Genomic DNA, 20,072 nt, shown 5'->3' on the forward strand with positions numbered 1-20,072 from the left:
CTTAGCATCCGCTGTGCGCTTCACAAGCGGGAGCGAGTCCCCGCAGGAATTTTTTCTCCTTCCTTCCCCCTCACCACACCCTGAAAGCCGGGACTGAAGACTCATCCACACCCTCCCACTCCCCCGTCCGCCATCTTCCAGAGGCGTCCTCACATCTCAACTAATTCCCTGAAGAATGATTGCAGTATGGTAAAAAAGCAGATCTTTTGTTATAATAAATCTGTTTTACGGATAACGGCGTGACGATTGACGAAAGATGACGGCCGACAGGCGGCAGAGCGGAACAGAGAGTGAATAAAATGACAACGGTTAAGGAAACAGTGAAAAATTTAAATATAGAACCGGCGAAACAGGTAGAAACAGGCTGGGAAATGTTCAGGGAGTGGCCGGAAGACAGGCTGGCGGCCCTGTTTGAGGAAAGATGCAGGGAGATTATCCCAACGGATCGGATCGCGGCGGAAAAGGCGGCGTTTCGGTGGAGCAAGGTGGCCAAGCCGCTGGGGAGTCTGGGAGTACTGGAGGATGATATTACCCGGATAGCCGGAATGACCGGTTCTCCGGCGATTCGGATTGATAAGAAGGCCCTGGTGATTTTCTGCTCCGATAACGGCGTGGTGGAGGAGGGGGTCACCCAGGCGGGACAGGATGTGACGGCGGCTGTCACGGCCAATTTTACCCGGGGAGACAGTTGTGCCTGCCTGATGGCGGAAAAGGCCGGAGCGGACGTATTTCCCGTGGATATCGGCGTTGCCTGCGAAATTGGCGAAACGGGAGAGGCCCATCCCCTGACCGACCGCAAGATCAGGAGGGGAACATCAAATTTTGTTAAGGAACCTGCTATGACGGGAAGGGAGGTTCTCCTGGCTGTTCTTGCGGGGATTGAAATGGTAAGGGAATTAAAAGACAAAGGTTATCAGATTATTGCAACGGGCGAGATGGGGATCGGAAACACGACGACGAGCAGCGCGGTGGCCTCCGTCCTTTTAGGGGCGGATCCTGCGGAGGTGACGGGAAGAGGAGCCGGGCTAAGCACTGAAGGCCTGGAACGGAAAATTCTGGCAATCCGGGAGGGGATCAGGCTTCACAGGCCGGATCCGGATAACGGACTGGATGTCCTGGCTAAAGTAGGCGGTTTTGATTTGGCCGGGCTTGCCGGTGTATTTCTGGGCGGGGCCATTTACCATATCCCGGTCGTAATCGACGGATTTATATCGGCGGCTGCAGCCGCTGCAGCCGTTGCCATCCGGAAGACGGCGGCGGATTATATGCTGGCTGCCCATGTTTCGGCGGAACCGGCGGGCAGGAGGATGCTGGGATTTCTCGGCAAAAAACCTGCTATAGAGGCCGGAATGTGCCTTGGAGAGGGAACGGGAGCGGTGGCCTTATTCCCGCTTCTCGATATGACTCTGGCCGTCTACGAAAAAATGTGTACCTTTTCCGATATGGAAATTGAAGAATATAAGCCGCTGTAAGGGCGGCTTCAGACTGTAGACAAACTATATTTTCCGTATATCGGGAGTTTGAGGGTGTAGCCCTCAGTTCTTTCTTATGGATGGAAAGGCGGGAATAAGATGATGCATGTTGTGACGGGAGGCAGCGGAAGCGGTAAATCGGAATATGCGGAGCGTCTGATCACGGAGAATGCATCAGGGCCTCTGATTTACGTGGCGACGATGATGGTATGGGATCAGGAGGGCGAGGAGAGAGTCAGACGGCACCGGAGTATGAGGGCCGACAGGGGATTTATTACGGTGGAACGGTACACGGAGCTTAAATCCCTCGATCTTTCTGAGGCCTGTGCGGAGACGGTTTCCACAGACTGTCCCGGTTCTTTATCTTCGGATAGGACGGTCTGCCGCAGAGATGCGTCCGTTCTTTTGGAATGTATGTCAAACCTGGTTTCCAACGAATTCTACCGGGATGAGGAAAATGCCCTGTCCCGCATTTTGGAAGGAATTGAATCTCTGCGCTCCGGCTGCCGGGAGCTTGTAATTGTAACGAATGAGGTATTCAGCGACGGGACGGAGTACTCCGATGAGACGATGCGGTATATCGCGCTTTTAGGCGAAGTAAACCGTCTGCTGGGCGGAATGGCCGATACGGTGACGGAAGTCGTATATGGGATTCCCGTCAGGATAAAAGGTTAGAAATACCGGGAGAAGGAGAACATGAGAGTATGAATTTGCTTGGAAGCTTTGTGATTGCGCTGTCCATGTATTCCAGGATACCGATGCCCCAGGTGGAATGGACAAAGGAACGCATGAGATATGCCATGTGCTTTTTTCCGATAATCGGGCTTATTTCGGGAGGCGTTTTGATTCTGTTTACCTGGGCGGCGTCTGCCGCAGGGGCGGGAACCGTTTTTAAGACGCTTGGGGGAGTGGCGGTGCCGCTTCTTGTCACGGGAGGTATCCATATGGACGGCTTTCTGGATGTGACGGATGCCAGGCGTTCCTATGGTTCCAGGGAGAAAAAACTGGAGATATTAAAGGATCCCCACACGGGAGCCTTTGCAATCATCGGCCTCGGTGTATATCTGCTCCTCTACGGAGCCGCGTTTTCGGAACTGGAATTTGAGGACATCTGTCTTTTAACATTTATTTTTATGGGGGAACGGGCTCTCAGCGGACTGTCCGTGGTCAGTTTTCCCAAGGCAAAGAAAGATGGACTGGCGGCAGAATTTTCCGGCGCCGCAGTAAAAAGAACGGTACAGGCGGTGATGGCGCTTTATCTGTGCGCTTCTTCCGCCGGGCTGCTATCCGTCGGAGGCGCCGTCACGGGATTGGCCTGCGCTGCGGCGGGCGGAGCCGTGTTTTACTATTACTACAGAATGTGCATGGAGGAGTTCGGTGGAATGACGGGAGATCTGGCCGGGTATTTTCTGCAGAGCGCGGAGCTTACGCTTGTCATGGTTCTGGCCGTATGCCGGATGACAGGGCTTCATTGAAGGAAGTTTGAGGGAGGATTCTATGTTTTGTTTCGATAAAATACACCATGTTGCAATTATTGTTTCGGATTACAAAAGATCCAGGGAGTTCTATGTGGATAAGCTGGGCTTTGAGATTATCAGGGAAAATTACAGGGAGCAGAGGGGCGATTATAAACTGGATCTGAGACTGGGCGACTGTGAACTGGAGATCTTCGGCATCCCGGGCAGTCCGGAGCGGCTTAATTATCCGGAGGCCTGCGGTCTGCGCCATCTGGCCTTTAAGGTGGACTCCATGGAGGAGGCCGTCAGGGCGTTACATGAGCTGGGAATTGAGACCGAACCGATCCGCATCGATGAGTTTACAGACAGGAAAATGACATTTTTCAAGGATCCCGACGGCCTTCCCTTGGAGCTGCACGAATAAAAGACGGTCTGGGAAGGAGCGGAAAGAAGGATGATTTTTATTATTGGAGGGCAGTCCCAGGGGAAAATGAAATTTGCCTTGGAAGTCTGCGGAAGAAGAAAAAGGATGGAAATGGGCGGCGTCTCAGAACCCGGTAAAGCGTCGGCAGACAGCGGTTTTTCCATATCGGATGAAGCCGTGGCGGACGGCCGCACATCGGAATATGAAGAGGCAATGACGGCTCCATTTATCATTCATCTGGAATGCTATATCAGGCGGCTGATGGAAGAAGGAAAGGATCCGGCCGGATTTGCGGACCGTCTAATGTCCGAAAACGGCAGGGCAGTAGTAACGGCCGATGAAATCGGATATGGAATCGTTCCGGCCGATGCGTTTTTGCGGGAATACCGTGAGACGGACGGCCGCATCTGTCAGAAAATAGCCGCGTTTTCCGACGAGGTCTACCGGGTCGTCTGCGGCCTCGGAACAAGGATTAAATAATTGGATAGAACGGTTCGGTCTGGACTCCGAACCGTGACGATTGGAGAAATAGGATGGTGACACATATCGCATCGATTTTGGCGGGATTTATTCTGGATGCTGTTTTCGGCGACCCACATTTTTTTCCGCACCCGGTCCGGGCTATCGGGTGGCTGATTAACCGGCTGGAACATGGAATACGAACCCTGTTTCCCAGGACGGAAAAAGGAGAGCTGGCCGGAGGCGCCGTATTTGCGGTTCTGGTCCCGGCGGTTACGGCCCTGGCGGCGGTGCTTCTGCTGACGGCGGCAAAGGCGGCGGGGGATGCGGTTCTCTTCCTTGCGGAATCGGTTCTGGTTTATTTTCTTCTGGCGGCCCGTTCCCTGAGAGACGAGAGCATGAAGGTCTACCACTCTCTGAAAAAGGGCGACGTGGAGGAGGCGCGGCACAATGTTTCGATGATTGTGGGCCGTGACACCAGTGTGCTGGACGCTGCGGGAATTGCCAGGGCGGCGGTGGAGACGGTTGCCGAGAATACTTCGGATGGGGTAATCGCCCCTCTTTTTTTTCTGGCTCTGGGCGGGCCTGTCCTGGGCTGGGCTTACAAGGCGGTAAACACGATGGATTCCATGGTTGGATATAAAAATGAGAAATATCTCTTCTTTGGAAGAGCGGCGGCAAGGTTTGATGATCTGGTGAATTTCATCCCGGCCCGTCTCTCGGCCGTTCTTATGATGGGGGCGGCTTTGGTATGGAGGATGGATTTTCAGAATGCCGTCCGGATTTTCAGACGGGACCGGTTTAACCACAAAAGTCCGAATTCGGCACAGACGGAATCGGTCTGCGCCGGTGCGCTCCGCATCCGCCTGGCAGGTGATGCCTGGTATTTCGGAGAGCTCTGTAAAAAGCCGTTTATCGGCAACGATATCCGTCCGGTGGAACAGGAAGACATAAAAAGGGCCAACCGGCTGATGTATACGGCCTCGGGGCTGGCGCTTTTTCTGGCTTTTGCCTGGCAGGGAGCCATGTTGCTGCTCGCTTCCCATTAAAAAGACAAGTAAAAAGAAACGTAAAAGGAAATGAGGTAATTAAGGCATGGAATATCTGCATGGAGGAGACATTTATTCGGACGGGAAAATCAGGCTGGATTTCTCGGTGAATACAAGCCCGCTCGGTATGCCGGAGTCCATCCGGCAGGCGGTCATAAATTCCTCCGGGAGCTGGGAACGGTATCCGGACAGCCGCAGCCGCAGCCTGAAAAGCGCTCTGGCAGACTATTACGGCGGCCGTATCCCCAAAGACGCCTTTATCTGCGGAAACGGATCGGCCGATTTAATGTATACCCTTATTTTCGCCCTGCGTCCGGAGAGGGCGCTCGTTCCGGTTCCGGCGTTTGCGGAATATCAGATGGCCCTGGGGGCGGGAGGCTGCCTTGCAAAACCCATTCTTCTGGAGGAAAGCACCGGCTTTTCCCTGGAGAAGAATAAGGAAAAGCTGATGGAACATATCCGTAAAAGCAGCGGCATCGACATGATGATGCTTGGCAACCCGGTCAATCCCTGCGGTTCGGCCGCGGGACGTGAGTGGATTGAGGAGATGGCCGGGCTGTGCAGGGAAAAAGAGATTTTTCTGGTCATTGACGAGTGCTTCAACTGGTTCTTAAAGGAACGGCAGCACTTTTCCGCAATTCCCCTGATAACGGAGGAGCCGGAAAAATACCGTCATGTGATGGTAATCAATGCGTTTACGAAAATCTATGCAATGGCCGGGCTGCGGTTTGGATATGCGGTCTGTACCGACAGGGAAGTCATAAGGCGGATGGAACGGTGCCGCCAGCCCTGGAGCGTTTCGGCCCCGGCGGAGGCGGCCGCGATGGCGGCTCTCACGGTGAGGGGAGAGGCGGAGAAGACGGCGGAACTGGTGGAAACGGAACGCTGTTTTCTTACGGAAAATCTTGCCGGACTCGGGTTTACCGTTTATCCGTCCATGGTCAATTATCTTCTATTCAGGGCCGATACGGACTTTGACTACAGAGCTTTCTGCAGGGAAAGAGGTATCCTGATCCGTTCCTGCGGCAATTTTGAGGGACTGGACGGCCGGTATTACAGAGTGACGGTAAAACAGCGCAAAGAGAACAGGGAACTGCTGAAGTGCCTGAAAGAGGCATCGGCACATGAACGAAAACAGAGTCAGGGGAATGGGGAATTATGGCAAAAGCAATTATGATACAGGGAACCATGTCAAATGCGGGGAAAAGCCTTCTGGCGGCCGGATTGTGCCGGATATTCAGGCAGGACGGATATAGGGTGGCCCCTTTTAAATCGCAGAATATGGCGCTCAATTCCTTCATTACGCGCGAGGGACTGGAAATGGGGCGCGCCCAGGTGGTGCAGGCGCAAGCGGCGGGGATTGAACCGTCGGCCGATATGAATCCGATTCTTTTAAAGCCGTCCAGTGACACCGGATCCCAGGTGATTGTAAATGGGGTGCCTGTGGCCACGATGGCGGCAAGGGATTATTTCCGCTACAAGAAAAGCCTGATACCGGCCATCATGGAGGCGTATGGGAGACTAGATCGGGAATACGACATCATTGTGATCGAGGGAGCCGGAAGTCCGGCGGAGATTAACCTGAAAAACGACGATATTGTCAATATGGGGATGGCAAAGATGGCAAAGGCGCCGGTTCTGCTGGCCGGTGATATTGACCGCGGAGGCGTGTTTGCCCAGCTTTATGGGACCGTGATGCTCCTTGAACCGGATGAGAAAGCCATGATCCGGGGCCTGATTATCAATAAGTTCCGGGGGGACAAGACGATCCTTTTACCGGGCGTGGATATGATAGAGGAACTCTGCGGCATCCCGGTGGTCGGCGTCGCCCCATATATGAATGTGGATATAGAGGATGAGGACAGCTTAAGCAGCAGGCTGACAAGCCGGGATGCGGGAACCGCCCTGGTGGACATTGCTGTAATCCGCTTCCCGCGCCTTTCCAACTTTACCGATTTTAATATTTTTTCGGCCATGAAGGAGGCATCGGTGCGGTATGTCGGCAGGCTTGGCGAGCTTGGCAGGCCGGATATGATCATTCTGCCCGGAACGAAAAATACGATGGGAGATCTGCTGTGGATGCGCCAGAACGGTCTGGAGGCGGCTGTGCTTAAGGCTGCGGCCCAGGGAACGCCGGTATTTGGAATCTGCGGAGGTTATCAGATGATGGGGGAGACCCTGATCGACGAGGCAGGCACGGAGAACGGCATACCGGGACAGCAGACGACAGGAATGGGGCTTTTAAAAGCGTCCACCGTCTTCCACGAGGAGAAGGCCAGAACAAGGGTGACGGGCCGGTTTGAGGCGGTGGAGGGGATTTTTAAGTCTCTTTCCGGGAAATGCCTGGAGGGATATGAAATCCATATGGGAAGAACCGATTTAAAAGCCACCGGGACCACGTTTTTGCGCCTTCAGGAGTACCAGAGCGATTCGGAGGCCAGAAAGCCGGACGGATTGGCCTGCAAAAACCTTTACGGCACGTACGTGCACGGCATTTTCGACGGGCCGGGCATTGCAGAGGCAGTAGTGTCTGCGCTCATGGAGGCAAAGGGACTGACGGCGCTTAAGACGGAGGACGGAGGTTTCGACTATGGCGCATACCAGGAACAGCAGTATGATAAGCTGGCGGAGGGACTGCGCAGAAATCTTGATATGGAAAAGATATACAGAATACTGGAGGAAGGGCTGGAAGAATCATGATAACAGAACTGGAACGTGTGCTGCCGGCGGAGATCGAGAAGAGGAGCCTGGAAATCATAACGGAGGAACTGGGAGGGAGAACCTTCCCGGAAGGCCGGTCGCAGGTGATAAAAAGGGTGATTCACACGACGGCGGATTTTGAATATGCGGACAGCCTTGTCTTTTCGGAGGGGGCGGTGGAGAAAGCCCTTGAGGCCCTCAGGGAGGGCTGCACGATTGTGACGGACACCAATATGGGAAAGGCCGGAGTAAATAAAAAATCCCTGGAAAAGACGGGAGGGGAGGTCCTGTGCTTTATGGCCGACGAGGACGTGGCCCTGAAGGCAAAAGAAGAGGGCACGACGAGGGCTGCCGCAAGTATGGATAAGGCGGCGGGGCTTGGCCGGGACTGCATCTTTGCCGTTGGAAATGCGCCGACGGCCCTTGTCAGGCTGTATGAACTGATTCAGGAGGGGAAAATCCATCCGAAGCTGATTATCGGCGTGCCGGTCGGCTTTGTCAATGTGGTACAGTCCAAGGAAATGATCCTGACCTTAAAAGACACTCCTTATATTGTCGCCAGGGGAAGAAAAGGGGGCAGCAACGTGGCGGCCGCCATCTGCAACGCCCTGATTTACCAGGTGAAGAGGGAAATGTAATGATAAGATTTCCTATGATATAAAAAGAAGCTGCCGGGAGGCTCCCCAGAACGGGAGCCGGAAATCCCGGCAGTTTTGCATTGACTCTTAATGAAAAGTCTGTGAAGCGTGCTTTTCGTTGTTGATGGCTATAAAAAGAATTTGCCGCCGGTCCGGAATACAGGGCAGAACCTGCCCTGATTCCTTATGACCGGCTTAGAATGCGTGTTGAAGACGGTATAAGGTCCGTAAGACGGTGCCTTAATTAGCAGCAGAATCCGCCGCCGCCATTACCGCCACCGCAACAGCAGCAGAGCAGGATAATCCAGATCAGGCAGTCACAACCGCCTCCACCGAATCCACCGCCGCATCCGCATCCGCCGCCGCAGTTATGTTCGAAGCATCCACCACCGCCGCCGCCACCGCAACAGCACAGTAAGATGAGAATCAGGAAGATCATGTTTCCTCCACCGCCGCATCCACATCCACATCCGCCGCCACAGCTATTCTCACATCCACATCCGCAGTTTGTTGCTGCTAAATCACTCATATTTAGTTCCTCCGAGATTTTCTTTACACTCCATCATATGCCCGGCGGCTTGCCACAGTTTCCTGATTTTTAAAATTAATTTTAACAGGAACATGATTGAACATGGTGGAAACTTGTGTATAATAGGAGTATCGCGTAACTTTTGAAGGAAAGGATTGTAAAAATGGAAAAGTTATATTACCAGCTTCCCTATGTAAAACAGTTTGAAGCGAAAGTGCTCTCATGTGAAAAAGGGAAAAAGGGATTTGAAGTGATACTCGATCGGACAGGTTTTTATCCGGAAGGGGGCGGACAGCCGTCCGATACCGGAATGCTGGGAGAGGCCAGAGTACTGGAAGTCCATGAAAAGGGAGAAGAGATTATCCACTATACGGACCGGGAGGTTCAGGCGGGACAGACTGTTTCCGGTACAATCGACTGGGACGGCCGTTTTTCCAATATGCAGCAGCACTCGGGCGAACATATCGTGTCGGGGCTCATCCACGGCCGGTACGGCTATGACAACGTCGGTTTCCATATGGGGCATGAGGAGATGACGATTGATTTAAGCGGTTCACTGACCTGGGCCCAGCTTATGGAAATCGAGAAAGAGGCCAATGAAGTCGTATATTCCAATCAGTATATAGAAGTTACATATCCGACGGAGGAAGAACTTGCAGAACTGGATTACAGAAGTAAGAAGGAACTGACCGGACAGGTCAGAATCGTGGAAATTCCCGGTTCCGACTGCTGTGCCTGCTGCGGAACCCATGTGGAACGCACCGGGGAGATTGGCGCGATCAAGTTTCTTTCCATGATTCACTATAAAGGCGGAGTGCGCATTTCCATGATTTGCGGAGCGAAGGCCATGGAGGATTATGACAGAAAAACGGATCAGGCTATTATCATTTCCAATCTGCTTTCCGCCAAACCGGACAGGCTTGCGGAGGCGGTAGAGCGGCTTAAGAACGAAGCGGCGGAGAAGGACGCGCGTATCGGCGCACTGACCAGGGAACTGTTCGCTTTAAAAGCAGAGAGATATGAAGAGGGGCAGAAGCTTTTACTTGTATTTGAAGATGGGCTTTTGCCGGTGCAGGTACGGCAGTTCTGTAATCTCTTGCTGGAGGAGGGAAAGGCAGATACGGCGGCCGTCTTTTCACCGGACGGCAGGGGCGGTTACAATTACTGTGCGGGCAGCCGCGTCATCGATATGAAGGAAGCCGGAAAGACGCTGAATGCAAAGTTAAACGGGCGGGGAGGCGGCAGTCCCCAGATGATCCAGGGCTCTTTTGCGGCTTCGGAGGAAGAGATAAAAGAAGTATTTGAAGAGTTTTTATAGAGAGGAAATTATATGGATATAAACCGAGAAACAATGAAAAAGATTATGCTGCTTATCCTGTACACGATCGTGATACTGGCCCTGGCTCTGCAGTTTGAAAGGGTGCTGGTGTTCGTGGGATGGGCCATACGCCTTGTATTCCCGTTCCTCTGCGGATCGGCCATCGCATTTATCCTGAACGTGCCGATGCGTTTTATCGAGACAAGGCTCCCGGAGAAGAGTGTGAGAAAACACAGGAGAGTACTGAGCCTAACGCTTGCCCTGCTCTTTGTGGCGCTGATTCTGGGAATCGTATTTTTCCTGGTGGTGCCCCAGATTACGGAAACGCTCGTCAGCCTGAAGGATTTGATTCCGGAATTTTTCGGCAACATGCAGGCTCTGCTGGAAAAGAAATTCGGCGAATATCCCGATATAGTGGAGTATATCAATAACATTAATCTCCAGATAGACTGGAAAGACACATTTGAAAAAATAGCCGGTTTTGTCACGACGGGAGCCGGTACCGTTCTGTCTTCCACACTTACGGCGGCCGTATCCATCGCAAGCGGTATCGCCACATTCGGCATTGCCTTTATATTTGCCATCTACATCCTTCTCCAGAAGGAGAATCTGGCCAGACAGTTTAAAAAACTCTTTTACGCCTATTTTCCCGAGAAAGCGGTAAATGAGTTCATCCGTATCTGCCGGATGGCGGAACAGACCTTCTCAAAGTTCCTTGCCGGCCAGTGCACCGAAGCCGTGATTCTCGGAACCATGTTCTTTATCACGCTCAGTCTGTTCAGGCTGCCGTACGCCCTTTTGATCGGCGTGCTGATTGCCTTTACCGCGCTGATTCCAATCTTCGGGGCATTTATCGGATGCGCAATCGGCATCTTTCTGACACTGGTCGTAAATCCGGTGCAGGCCGTTTGGTTTACCATCATATTCTTTGTGCTCCAGCAGGTGGAAGGGAACCTCATTTATCCCCACGTGGTGGGAAATTCGGTCGGCCTCCCTTCAATCTGGGTGCTGGCGGCCGTATCCATCGGCGGAAGCATGATGGGCGTCGTAGGAATGCTGATTTTCATTCCTCTCTGCTCCGTTGTCTATGCCCTGGTGCGTGAGGATGTGAACAGGAGACTTAAAAGGAGATAGCGGCAGGAAAAAAGGGTACCTGTAGTCTCTATATAAGTAGCAGTATAAGTATTATGGGAAGCAGTACGAAAGCCGGACCTTACCAGTCCGGCTTTTAGATTGCCTGTAAATGGGCATGCCGATCACCCGGCGCAAAGCTTTTTTTAGAACCAGCGAATATGCAGATAAACTTAGAACAGGGATTTCCAGAACTTGCCAGAAGTTCAAAACTATTTTATAATAGGACACATACTAACGATAAGAGGGGAAGAAAACGGGCAGATGTTTAAAATGAAAAAGAATATGCCGTTTGCAGGCTCTGTTATTACGTTCATAACTGTATTAGCTGTATCTGTTCTATTTGTTTGTTCCCATGCAAAAGAAAAACGTAATATTGCGGTTGAAAAAGCACAATATCTCTCGGCGGTGAACGTCAGTGAACTGGAACGTTCCCTGTCTTCTTATATGCAGGTTACCGACACGCTGCGTATTCTGCTGGTGGACAGTAATGGGAAGATTAATGATTTTAACAAAGTGGCAAAGGAATTATATAACGGCGATAAAGCGTTTCGAAGCATCCAGCTGGCTCCGGGCGGAGACGTGAAATATGTTTATCCGCTGGAGGGAAACGAGGAGGCGTTCGGCGACTTATTTGAAGATCCGGACAGGAGGACCGAGGCGGAATATGCCAGGGATACCGGTGAGACGACTTTGGCCGGACCGTTTGAATTATACCAGTCGGGTCTCGGAATTGTAATCAGGCAGCCGATTTATCTGGAGCAGGACGGAGTGAAGGACTTCTGGGGATTTTCCATCGTTGTGTTAAATATACCGGAGATCTTTGATTCGGTTTCTTTGAATTCATTGGATCCGCTTGGATATGTCTATCAGCTTTGGAGAATCAATCCCGATACGAAAGAAAAACAGATTATAGCGGGCGCCCGGGATGGGGAACTCACCGATCCGGTCGAAACGAGTTTTGAAGTGCCGGGAAGCACCTGGACGCTCAGTCTCGCACGGAAGGGCGGATGGAACAGTTTTGATGAACTGATCTTCATTATTGCCGGAATGATATGTATCAGTTTTCTGTTTCCCACACTCTGCTATGCACTTTTAAAGAACTATGAACAGAGGATGGCAATGGTGGAGCTGTCGAACCGCGATTACCTGACCGAGCTTTACAACAGCAGAAAACTTTCGGATGTGCTGCAGGAACTTTATACGGATAAAAAACCGTTTTATCTTGTATATCTCGATGTGGATCGGTTTAAGGAAGTGAACGATACCTACGGCCATGCCGCCGGGGACAGTCTTTTAAGAACCATTGCGAAGCGGATTTCGGACTGCAAGAGCGAGAAGGATTATGCATTCCGTATCGGCGGTGATGAATTTGTCATGCTGATCCAGGGCAGCAGCATCGGGCAGACAATCGAAAAACTGAAAAATGCATTATCTGAGGAGGTGCTTTTTAACGGCGGAATACCGTATTTCCCGCAGCTCAGCATCGGATATGCCAATTATCCCGAGGATGCCTGTACAATGGAGGAGCTTATGAGTCTTGCGGACAACAGGATGTATCATATGAAATTCAGCCAGGAGGGCAGGACAGCCGGAGACTTAAAAAAGTATAATAAAAAAGCCGGACAATGAAGTCCGGCTTTTTTAATCAGAATTATTCGCCCTGATACATGAATTTGATGAGACGATCGATATCGTCCTTATCATAGGCAACCAGTTCCAGCTCTTTAATATATCCGTTTGAAAAGATAGTGGCCATGGAAAGGTACTGGGACAGTTTGGACTTTAAGTTGATGCGGTCGCCCTCCGGTGATACCAGCTCCACGGTTCCCTTGCACTGATCAATTACGGTAAAAAATTTTTCTACGTCTGAAATGTTCTGAATCTTCATGATAAACCCTCCTTTTGAATGAAGACGTTGAAAGGTCCGGAAAAACACCGAATCCGGGATTCTTTCGTCGTTTGAAATTGGGTTAATGTTTTAACAAGCATATTATAGCAAATATGCCTGCTTAAAACAAGGAGGATATTTCCCAAAATTTTACAGGAAAAAGAGAAGCCGTCTGTGAAAATAGCAGGCGGCTTCCCTAGTCCTTTTGTGAATTATATGTCAAAATCGACATGGAACGTGCCCGATTCTGCCGTGATATGAACATAGGAGAGATTGAAGTTATCATCCATCACATCAACTTTATACTCGAAAACGCTGCCGTCCTCCTTCTTTGACAGAAAGAGATAGGAACCGTTTTCCTTTTCTTCAATATCGTCACAGATTTCATTGTAAATGCCTTCCCCGTCCACCGGTCCGGCGTAGCCGGAAGCCTTAATTCTATCCTCTATTGCCCTGAAAAATTCTTCCATTGTAAACCTCCTGAATCAATATTATTTAAATTCGTATTTAAGAATACGAACTGCTTTTTATGATACCGATTCAAGTATACAGTGAAACGGGGCGGGATGCAAGTGGGTTTAGGTGAGATAGGAGAACGCCGCCGGGACGGAATGGCAAGAGGGGGAGATTGCCGTGGCCACCGCCCCGTCCGCCATCTTTCAGAGGCATCCCTGCGCCTCAATATAAATCCCGTTTGAATATCGGGCCCTTTTTGTGTATAATAGGAAAAGCTGAAAATACAGTACATCCCCGCAGTATGAGATGTTTGCGGGAGGTACCGGATGCCGCCGTTCACCGCAGGGTATTTTGACTGGGAACGGGCAGAGAAAAGAATGGTTCAGAGGAAAGGATGGGAAGAATGTCGTATTTTCCTTTGTTTTTTGATATGGAGGGCCGCAGGGTGCTGGTGACCGGTGCCGGTAAGGTGGCGGTGAGGCGCATCAGGGTTCTGCTGGAGGCCGGGGCGTCCGTGACAGTGGTTGCCGGGGAGCTTTCCGAAGAAGCGGAGGCGCTTATTACAATGTTTCACGGAGCGCATGACATTGCGCTCTATAAGATGGATTACAGAGAGTTCAGGAAATGCGGGATGCAGGGGCAGAAAGAGCCGGGACAGGATGACGGAGCCTATTTCCTTGTTCTGGCGGCCACGGGCGATGAGGAGGCGGACAGACTGGCGGCGGATGACGGCAGGAAAGCCGGAGCTTTTGTGAACGTGGCGGGAAAAAAAGAGGAGTCGGATTTCTATTTCCCGGGCATCGCAAAACAGGGAGACGTGGTGGCGGGCATTACTGCGGGAGGCAGGGATCACCGTCTGGCGAAATATATGACACAGGCCGTACAGGAGTGCCTGAAAGAAGAACTGACAGGGAGAGAGAATTGATGAAAAACAGGATAATCCGCATTGGCAGCAGGGAGAGTGTTCTGGCTGTGATCCAGTCGGAGCTGGTGATAAAAGAGATAAAAAGGGTCTGTCCGGATGTGGAGACGGAACTTGTGACAATGAAGACAACGGGAGATATGATCCTGGACCGTTCCCTGGAACAGATCGGAGGTAAAGGCCTGTTTGTAAAGGAACTGGACCGGGCGTTACTGGAGGGAAGGTGTGACCTGACGGTTCACAGCCTGAAGGATATGCCGATGGAGGTGCCGGAGGAGCTGCCAATCCTGGCCTACTCGGAGCGGGAGGATAAAAGAGATGTCCTGGTACTCCGGAAGGGACTTGAAGCGCTCCCGGCGGGCCCTGTGATTGGAACCTTCAGCAGAAGAAGGCGGATGCAGGCGGCGAAACTCTATCCCGATGCGGTATTTAAGGGGATCCGCGGAAACGTGGTTACCAGGCTCAGAAAGCTGGACGACGGGGAGTATGATGCCCTGATTCTGGCGGCGGCGGGGCTTCTGCGCATGGGATATGGGGAACGTATCAGCCGGTATTTTTCTGTGGATGAGATTCTGCCTTCGGCAGGTCAGGGAATTATGGCGGTCCAGGGCAGAAAAGACGATGAGAATGTTTCATTTACAGGGCGGGTGAATTCGTCAAAGTCACAGGCAATGGCCACGGCCGAGCGGGCTTTTGTAAGAATACTGGACGGCGGCTGCAGCTCCCCGTCTGCGGCCTGCGCCGATGTGAAGGATGGCAGGATTCTGCTCAAGGGCCTCTATTATGATGAAATAACGGACCGCTATATAACGGGAACCGCGGAAGACACTCTGGGAAAGGAAGAAGAACTGGGCGTGAAGCTGGCTCTGTCCCTCAAAAAAGCCTTTGCAGAGGGGAAAAATGAATAAGAAAGCCGTAAAATAAACCGGAAATTAAAAGAGGACAGGGACAAAGACCGAGATGAAAAATAGATTATATGACAATAAAGTATATCTGGTAGGAGCGGGACCTGGCGATGCCGGGCTTTTAACCGTGAGGGGCAGGGAACTCCTTATGGAGGCCGATACGGTCATCTATGACGCCCTTGCAGGAGACGGACTCCTGGGATGGATACCGGAAGAAGCGGAACAGATTTATGTGGGAAAGAGGAGCGGATGCCATTCCAGCACCCAGGAAGAAATTAATAAAATTCTGGTGGAGGAAGGGAAAAAGGGCCGTCTGGTAGTCCGCTTGAAGGGCGGTGATCCTTTTGTATTCGGCCGCGGCGGCGAGGAGGTTCAGGCGCTTCTTGATAATCATATTCCCTTTGAAGTGGTGCCTGGAATTACCTCCGCGGTGGCGGTACCCGCATACTGTGGTATTCCCGTAACACACAGGGGAAAGGCATCTTCTTTTCACGTCATTACGGGCCATTCCGAGGCGGGAAAGGAAGGTTCTATCGATTATGAGGCTCTTGTAAAAGCCGGAGGCACTCTGATTTTTCTGATGGGAGTGGGGGCGGCGGAAGAAATCTGCAGCGGACTGATCCGTGCCGGCCTATCGGAAGAAACACCTGCCGCCTTTCTCCAGGAAGGAACAACGGCAGGACAAAGAAAGGTGATTTCCACCGTTTCGGGACTGACGCAGGACGGCAGAACCGCCGGAATTAAACCGCCTGCCATCATGGTGATAGGAGAAGTCTGCTCCCTTGGCGGCACGTGTTCCTGGGCTGAAAACAGGGCTCTTGCGGGCAGGAAAATCCTCGTTACAAGGCCGGAGAGAAGGGCGTCCGGCATGACCGGAAGGCTGCGGGCCGCCGGAGCCGAGGTGGTGGAACTTCCGTCCGTAAAGACAGAGCTGCCGGAGGATTTAAGCGGAATTTACCGGGCGCTTGATGAGATTGACAAATACGGATGGCTTGTATTTACAAGTCCCAGCGGCGTAGAGCTGTTCTTTGAAGTGTTGGCGGGACGTAAGATGGATATCCGTTTCCTTGCCGGAATTAAAATCGCGGTGATCGGAAGGGCTACGGGAGCAATCTTAGAGGAACGCGGCCTGTATCCGGCTTATATGCCGGAGCGTTACTATGCAAAAGAGCTGGGAGAAGGGCTGGCGGCGAGGGCCGGAGGCGAACGCATCCTGATTCTGCGTGCCGAGCAGGGTTCCCCGGAGCTGATACGGCCGCTCGGGGAGGCCGGTATTTCCTATAACGACACCGTCCTATACAGAACCGTCATCCCGGAGGAAAATGCCCAGGCTAAAAGGGTCAGACAAAAACTCGCCGTCCATGACTTTGACTATGTTACTTTTACAAGCGGTTCCACCGTCCGGGGATTTATGGAGATTCTGAGGCCGGAAAAAGAATGGCTTTCGGGATTTAAGGCGGTATGCATCGGGGAAGAGACTAAGAAGGCGGCCGCCGCCTGCGGGATGAACTGCATCACGGCGGAAATACCGACGATGGACAGCATGACGGAACGCATGGAAGAAGACACCGGAAGATGCACCGGAAGAAGTTAATCTCTGCGCGGCATGTGCATCCTTGCGGAGCGTTTTTATTCATAGGACGTAATTTCCTATGAATTTAGACATTAAGAAAGAGTCTGCTAAGGCAGACTCTTTCTTATGTCGTCCAACAGCAGGGAAGATACGCGGAGACCGCCTCTGCCGGAGCCGATGGAGATGTCCGGTTTGTTGGAGCCGTGAAAATCCGAACCGCCGGTGGGAAGGAGGCCGTACCGGAGGCACATCTCTCTAAGATGCATGCTGTCGTTCTGGGTGTGTGAAGAATAATAGACTTCAATTCCCTTAAGGCCCATGTCCTTAAGCGCTTCAACCATCCCGGCGGTTTTGGCCCAGCCGAGTTTATACTGGACCGGATGGGCCAGTGCGGGAAAACCGCCGGCTTCAAGAATCAGTCTGACCGCGTCGGGCGGGGCGATGGTCTGTTTCTGGGGGCAGTATTTTTTGCCGTGTTCCAGATATCTGCGGAAGGCCTGCTCCATCGTGCTTACATAGCCGGCCTGCATAAGTGCGCGGGCAAAATGCGCCCTTGTTATGACTGCACCTTCATCTCCGCCGTTTAAATCCTCTTTCGTGATCAGGAAACCGTCTTCCCTGAATCTCGCAATCATTTCCTCGTTCCGTCTGTCCCTGTCCTTCCTGAGCTGCGTCAGGGCCGCGGAAAGGGAGGGGGAGCGGTGGTTGATGTAAAGTCCGAGAATATGGATTTCCTTTCCATTATAAATGCAGGACAGTTCCGTTCCGGGAACCACTTCCAGTGATGTGCCGCGGGCCGCGGAAAGCGCTTCATCGATGCCGTCCGCCGTATCATGATCCGTCAGGGCGTAAGCGTCCAGTCCCTGTTTCAGGGCAAGGCGCGTCACGTCTGCGGGGGACAGGGTACCGTCTGAGACGCTTGAGTGTACATGAAGATCAACAAATCCCATAAAATACCTCCTTTAGATGGTGAGAACCGCTTATCGGTATAACACCGTTTTGGTAAAACAGTACAGTTTCCGACACGAAAAGTCAAGAAATAAGTATTTATTTAACGGAAAAAGAAATTTAAGAAATAAGTTATTTTCTTTTCGAATATTTGTGCTATACTGTAGCATGAACGAAACAAGATTAGTATAGACAGGTGAAAGATTATGAGCGATTTTAACAACGGTTCTTCCAGAAGAAGGACATCCAATACGGGCTCTTCAAGGAGAGCGGGCACCGGCAGCACCGGCACCAGGAAGAATACACATACGGGCCCCAGAGTTTCCAATACATCGGCCGGACACAGTTCCATGAGCGGCCACAGCAATAACCATAACAATAACCATAACAGACGACGAAAGAAGAACGATTACGATATCACACAGATTCTGATGTATGTGATCGGGGCGCTTATCATAATACTGATCCTGGCGCTTGTGGCCAGGGGATGCCAGAAGGCGAAGACGACGGGAGAGACGGTGGAGTCATCCTCCGAGATTGAGTCGTCAAGCGGAGAAGAGAATCAGATTACGGTAGACGGAGTGGCAATCTCCGGAATGACCCAGGATGAAGCCAGGGATGCGATACTGAAGCAGTACAACTGGAGCATGAAAGTAAAGTACCAGGATAAAGAAGCTTCGGTCAGCAACATCCTGCTTGAGAAAGTGAATAACCTTTTAGAGGAAATCTATGCGGGGGACATGCAGACGGCCCATGCATATGAGATAGATGCGGAAAACCTGACGGAAGCGGCCAAGGCGGAAGCGGCCCTCATCGCCGGTAACTGGAACATGGTAGCCAAGAACGGCGGTATTTCAGGATACGATAAGGATTCCGGCAAGTTTACCTTCTCAGAAGGTACAAACGGCCTTGTCATCGACCAGGAGAAGCTGGCGGAGGACATGGTTGCGGCGGTTCAGAAGAAGGAATACAGCGCCGTGATCGAAGCCAGCGTTAAAGAGGTTTCTCCGGAACTCTCCGCAGCACAGCTTAAGGATAAATACAAGACGATTGCAACTTATACGACAAAGACGACATCCAACAGCAACCGTAACGAGAACATCCGTCTGGCCTGCAATGCCCTGAACGGCACGATTGTCAATCCGGGACAGGAATTCTCATTTAACGATACTACGGGCGCGCGTACGGAGGCCAAGGGCTATAAACCGGCCACCGCATACCTGAACGGAGAGATTGTACAGGAGCCGGGCGGCGGCGTATGCCAGGTATCCTCTACCTTATATAATGCAGTTATTTTCGCCGGACTGAAGAGCACGGAGCGCCATGCGCACAGCTACGAGCCGTCCTATGTAACACCGGGCGAGGACGCTGCTGTTAGCTTTGGGGGACCCGACTTCAAGTTTGTCAATAACTCCAATTATCCGGTTGCAATCAAGACAAGCTTTGCAAACCAGGAGCTGACTATTTCCATATACGGAGTCCAGATTGTCAAGGACGGACAGAAGATCCGCATGGCATCCGAGAAGAAGGGAACCATCGATCCTCCGGCGCCGACCTATGAGGAAGATCAGACGCTTCAGCTGACGGAAGAGAAACTGGTGAAAGAGGCAGTGCCGGGCAGCAGCTGGTCCACCTATCTGGTGACCTACGAGAACGGCAATGAGATCAACCGTGAGTTCTTCCACAACAGCAGTTACAGAGGAAAAGCAGCCATCATCAAGAGAAATACATCGGGCGTTGTCATTACTACGGAAGCGCCGACCTTACCGACGGAGGAGATGCCGTCAGCAAGTGTGGGTGAGAGCGTTCCGGATCAGGGCGGTGCACAGGGACCGGCAGGTCCTGGTTCCGAGACGACGGAAGCGCCGACAGCCGTATCTCCGGGAGGACAGACACCGGGAGACAACAGCGGCGTAACACCGGGACAGGATCCGGGAGCCAATCCTCCCGAACAGCCGACGAATCCGGTTGTGGATGTTCCGGCAGGCCCCGGAGGCAATTAATGCCTGAACAGCCTGAATGGCATTTACAGGAACGGAAACTTTCCGATTTGTCAGTTTCCTATAAAAAAGCAGATAAAAAAAGGGAAAATCTTCGTGATTCGAGGGTTTCCCTTTCTTTTTTTAGGCAGATTTGCCGAAATAGGGGATTTTTTGAAAGATGATGGAGTTTATTGTTTCGAAAATAATACGCAGGAACA

General features: G+C 51.9%; 20 protein-coding genes. 16 read left to right on the forward strand and 4 right to left on the reverse strand.

Annotation, left to right across the window (positions count from 1 at the left end):
- Positions 1–299: 299 nt before the first annotated feature.
- The 9 genes from cobT to QZT18_RS08515 all read left to right on the forward strand — a co-directional run bounded on the left by cobT (position 300) and on the right by QZT18_RS08515 (position 8,199).
- On the forward strand, positions 300–1,472 hold the full coding sequence (cobT, locus tag QZT18_RS08475) for a nicotinate-nucleotide--dimethylbenzimidazole phosphoribosyltransferase (RefSeq protein ID WP_294146741.1): 1,173 nt from the start codon (positions 300–302) through the stop codon (positions 1,470–1,472).
- 99 nt (positions 1,473–1,571) lie between these two features.
- Complete coding sequence (locus QZT18_RS08480) at positions 1,572–2,147, forward strand: bifunctional adenosylcobinamide kinase/adenosylcobinamide-phosphate guanylyltransferase (protein ID WP_294146598.1); 576 nt, start codon at positions 1,572–1,574, stop codon at positions 2,145–2,147.
- 29 nt (positions 2,148–2,176) lie between these two features.
- On the forward strand, positions 2,177–2,947 hold the full coding sequence (locus tag QZT18_RS08485; RefSeq protein WP_294146600.1) for an adenosylcobinamide-GDP ribazoletransferase: 771 nt from the start codon (positions 2,177–2,179) through the stop codon (positions 2,945–2,947).
- A gap of 22 nt (positions 2,948–2,969) precedes the next feature.
- The gene (locus QZT18_RS08490) at positions 2,970–3,353 is read left to right on the forward strand and encodes a VOC family protein (RefSeq protein ID WP_294146602.1); all 384 of its coding nucleotides are present in this window, start codon (positions 2,970–2,972) and stop codon (positions 3,351–3,353) included.
- A 30-nt stretch (positions 3,354–3,383) separates the two neighbouring features.
- Positions 3,384–3,833, forward strand: a complete 450-nt coding sequence (locus QZT18_RS08495; protein WP_294146604.1) for a bifunctional adenosylcobinamide kinase/adenosylcobinamide-phosphate guanylyltransferase — start codon at positions 3,384–3,386, stop codon at positions 3,831–3,833.
- Between the two features lie 53 nt (positions 3,834–3,886).
- A complete protein-coding gene (gene cbiB / locus QZT18_RS08500; protein ID WP_294146606.1) occupies positions 3,887–4,861 on the forward strand; it encodes an adenosylcobinamide-phosphate synthase CbiB in 975 nt (324 codons plus the stop codon).
- Between the two features lie 46 nt (positions 4,862–4,907).
- Entirely contained in the window at positions 4,908–6,038 is a 1,131-nt protein-coding gene (locus QZT18_RS08505; RefSeq protein ID WP_294146608.1) for a histidinol-phosphate transaminase, read from the forward strand.
- On the forward strand, positions 6,020–7,561 hold the full coding sequence (locus QZT18_RS08510; protein ID WP_294146610.1) for a cobyric acid synthase: 1,542 nt from the start codon (positions 6,020–6,022) through the stop codon (positions 7,559–7,561). Before QZT18_RS08505 ends, QZT18_RS08510 begins: the two co-directional genes overlap by 19 nt.
- Positions 7,558–8,199 (forward strand): precorrin-8X methylmutase, encoded by a 642-nt coding sequence (locus QZT18_RS08515; protein WP_227032219.1) that lies wholly within the window; start codon positions 7,558–7,560, stop codon positions 8,197–8,199. Before QZT18_RS08510 ends, QZT18_RS08515 begins: the two co-directional genes overlap by 4 nt.
- Positions 8,200–8,443: 244 nt before the next feature.
- Here QZT18_RS08515 and QZT18_RS08520 read toward each other — a convergent pair whose 3' ends face one another.
- On the reverse strand, positions 8,444–8,728 hold the full coding sequence (locus QZT18_RS08520; RefSeq protein WP_294146620.1) for a hypothetical protein: 285 nt from the start codon (positions 8,726–8,728) through the stop codon (positions 8,444–8,446).
- Between the two features lie 163 nt (positions 8,729–8,891).
- Here QZT18_RS08520 and QZT18_RS08525 point away from each other — a divergent pair, with 163 nt between their 5' ends.
- The 3 genes from QZT18_RS08525 (at position 8,892) to QZT18_RS08535 (ending at position 12,809) form a co-directional block, all read left to right on the forward strand.
- Positions 8,892–10,046: an alanyl-tRNA editing protein gene (locus QZT18_RS08525; protein ID WP_294146622.1), complete on the forward strand. Its 1,155-nt coding sequence runs from the start codon at positions 8,892–8,894 to the stop codon at positions 10,044–10,046.
- A gap of 12 nt (positions 10,047–10,058) precedes the next feature.
- Complete coding sequence (locus QZT18_RS08530) at positions 10,059–11,180, forward strand: AI-2E family transporter (protein ID WP_294146624.1); 1,122 nt, start codon at positions 10,059–10,061, stop codon at positions 11,178–11,180.
- A 270-nt stretch (positions 11,181–11,450) separates the two neighbouring features.
- On the forward strand, positions 11,451–12,809 hold the full coding sequence (locus QZT18_RS08535) for a sensor domain-containing diguanylate cyclase (RefSeq protein ID WP_294146626.1): 1,359 nt from the start codon (positions 11,451–11,453) through the stop codon (positions 12,807–12,809).
- Positions 12,810–12,831: 22 nt separating this feature from the next.
- Here QZT18_RS08535 and QZT18_RS08540 read toward each other — a convergent pair whose 3' ends face one another.
- Positions 12,832–13,068 (reverse strand): polya polymerase, encoded by a 237-nt coding sequence (locus QZT18_RS08540; protein WP_125140211.1) that lies wholly within the window; start codon positions 13,066–13,068, stop codon positions 12,832–12,834.
- A 212-nt stretch (positions 13,069–13,280) separates the two neighbouring features.
- Positions 13,281–13,538 carry a hypothetical protein gene (locus tag QZT18_RS08545; protein WP_227032230.1) on the reverse strand — a complete coding sequence of 86 codons (258 nt, stop codon included), beginning with the start codon at positions 13,536–13,538 and terminating at the stop codon, positions 13,281–13,283.
- Between the two features lie 389 nt (positions 13,539–13,927).
- On the opposite strand from QZT18_RS08545, the gene QZT18_RS08550 reads away from it, so the two are divergent.
- From QZT18_RS08550 to cobA, 3 genes are read left to right on the forward strand one after another with little or no spacing between them, the layout of a single operon-like run.
- Positions 13,928–14,449: a bifunctional precorrin-2 dehydrogenase/sirohydrochlorin ferrochelatase gene (locus QZT18_RS08550; protein ID WP_294146641.1), complete on the forward strand. Its 522-nt coding sequence runs from the start codon at positions 13,928–13,930 to the stop codon at positions 14,447–14,449.
- Positions 14,449–15,354, forward strand: coding sequence for a hydroxymethylbilane synthase (gene hemC / locus QZT18_RS08555; protein ID WP_294146643.1), 906 nt, complete (start codon positions 14,449–14,451; stop codon positions 15,352–15,354). Before QZT18_RS08550 ends, hemC begins: the two co-directional genes overlap by 1 nt.
- A 52-nt stretch (positions 15,355–15,406) precedes the next feature.
- Positions 15,407–16,945 (forward strand): uroporphyrinogen-III C-methyltransferase, encoded by a 1,539-nt coding sequence (gene cobA / locus QZT18_RS08560; RefSeq protein WP_294146645.1) that lies wholly within the window; start codon positions 15,407–15,409, stop codon positions 16,943–16,945.
- An 86-nt stretch (positions 16,946–17,031) separates the two neighbouring features.
- On the opposite strand, the gene QZT18_RS08565 is transcribed toward cobA, so the two are convergent.
- Entirely contained in the window at positions 17,032–17,874 is an 843-nt protein-coding gene (locus QZT18_RS08565) for a PHP domain-containing protein (RefSeq protein ID WP_294146648.1), read from the reverse strand.
- A 204-nt stretch (positions 17,875–18,078) separates the two neighbouring features.
- Here QZT18_RS08565 and QZT18_RS08570 point away from each other — a divergent pair, with 204 nt between their 5' ends.
- Positions 18,079–19,875, forward strand: coding sequence for a VanW family protein (locus QZT18_RS08570; RefSeq protein WP_294146649.1), 1,797 nt, complete (start codon positions 18,079–18,081; stop codon positions 19,873–19,875).
- Positions 19,876–20,072: the final 197 nt, after the last annotated feature.

The sequence above is a fragment of the uncultured Clostridium sp. genome, from assembly GCF_900547735.1.
Classification (GTDB): domain Bacteria; phylum Bacillota; class Clostridia; order Lachnospirales; family Lachnospiraceae; genus Otoolea.

Excerpts from the sequence above, each read along its gene's own strand:
- cobT (WP_294146741.1), top strand. The coding sequence starts at position 300 with ATGACAACGGTTAAGGAAACAGTGAAAAATTTAAATATAGAACCGGCG.
- QZT18_RS08480 (WP_294146598.1), top strand. The coding sequence starts at position 1,572 with ATGATGCATGTTGTGACGGGAGGCAGCGGAAGCGGTAAATCGGAATAT.
- QZT18_RS08485 (WP_294146600.1), top strand. The coding sequence starts at position 2,177 with ATGAATTTGCTTGGAAGCTTTGTGATTGCGCTGTCCATGTATTCCAGG.
- QZT18_RS08490 (WP_294146602.1), top strand. The coding sequence starts at position 2,970 with ATGTTTTGTTTCGATAAAATACACCATGTTGCAATTATTGTTTCGGAT.
- QZT18_RS08495 (WP_294146604.1), top strand. The coding sequence starts at position 3,384 with ATGATTTTTATTATTGGAGGGCAGTCCCAGGGGAAAATGAAATTTGCC.
- cbiB (WP_294146606.1), top strand. The coding sequence starts at position 3,887 with ATGGTGACACATATCGCATCGATTTTGGCGGGATTTATTCTGGATGCT.
- QZT18_RS08505 (WP_294146608.1), top strand. The coding sequence starts at position 4,908 with ATGGAATATCTGCATGGAGGAGACATTTATTCGGACGGGAAAATCAGG.
- QZT18_RS08510 (WP_294146610.1), top strand. The coding sequence starts at position 6,020 with ATGGCAAAAGCAATTATGATACAGGGAACCATGTCAAATGCGGGGAAA.
- QZT18_RS08515 (WP_227032219.1), top strand. The coding sequence starts at position 7,558 with ATGATAACAGAACTGGAACGTGTGCTGCCGGCGGAGATCGAGAAGAGG.
- QZT18_RS08520 (WP_294146620.1), bottom strand. The coding sequence starts at position 8,728 with ATGAGTGATTTAGCAGCAACAAACTGCGGATGTGGATGTGAGAATAGC.
- QZT18_RS08525 (WP_294146622.1), top strand. The coding sequence starts at position 8,892 with ATGGAAAAGTTATATTACCAGCTTCCCTATGTAAAACAGTTTGAAGCG.
- QZT18_RS08530 (WP_294146624.1), top strand. The coding sequence starts at position 10,059 with ATGGATATAAACCGAGAAACAATGAAAAAGATTATGCTGCTTATCCTG.
- QZT18_RS08535 (WP_294146626.1), top strand. The coding sequence starts at position 11,451 with ATGAAAAAGAATATGCCGTTTGCAGGCTCTGTTATTACGTTCATAACT.
- QZT18_RS08540 (WP_125140211.1), bottom strand. The coding sequence starts at position 13,068 with ATGAAGATTCAGAACATTTCAGACGTAGAAAAATTTTTTACCGTAATT.
- QZT18_RS08545 (WP_227032230.1), bottom strand. The coding sequence starts at position 13,538 with ATGGAAGAATTTTTCAGGGCAATAGAGGATAGAATTAAGGCTTCCGGC.
- QZT18_RS08550 (WP_294146641.1), top strand. The coding sequence starts at position 13,928 with ATGTCGTATTTTCCTTTGTTTTTTGATATGGAGGGCCGCAGGGTGCTG.
- hemC (WP_294146643.1), top strand. The coding sequence starts at position 14,449 with ATGAAAAACAGGATAATCCGCATTGGCAGCAGGGAGAGTGTTCTGGCT.
- cobA (WP_294146645.1), top strand. The coding sequence starts at position 15,407 with ATGAAAAATAGATTATATGACAATAAAGTATATCTGGTAGGAGCGGGA.
- QZT18_RS08565 (WP_294146648.1), bottom strand. The coding sequence starts at position 17,874 with ATGGGATTTGTTGATCTTCATGTACACTCAAGCGTCTCAGACGGTACC.
- QZT18_RS08570 (WP_294146649.1), top strand. The coding sequence starts at position 18,079 with ATGAGCGATTTTAACAACGGTTCTTCCAGAAGAAGGACATCCAATACG.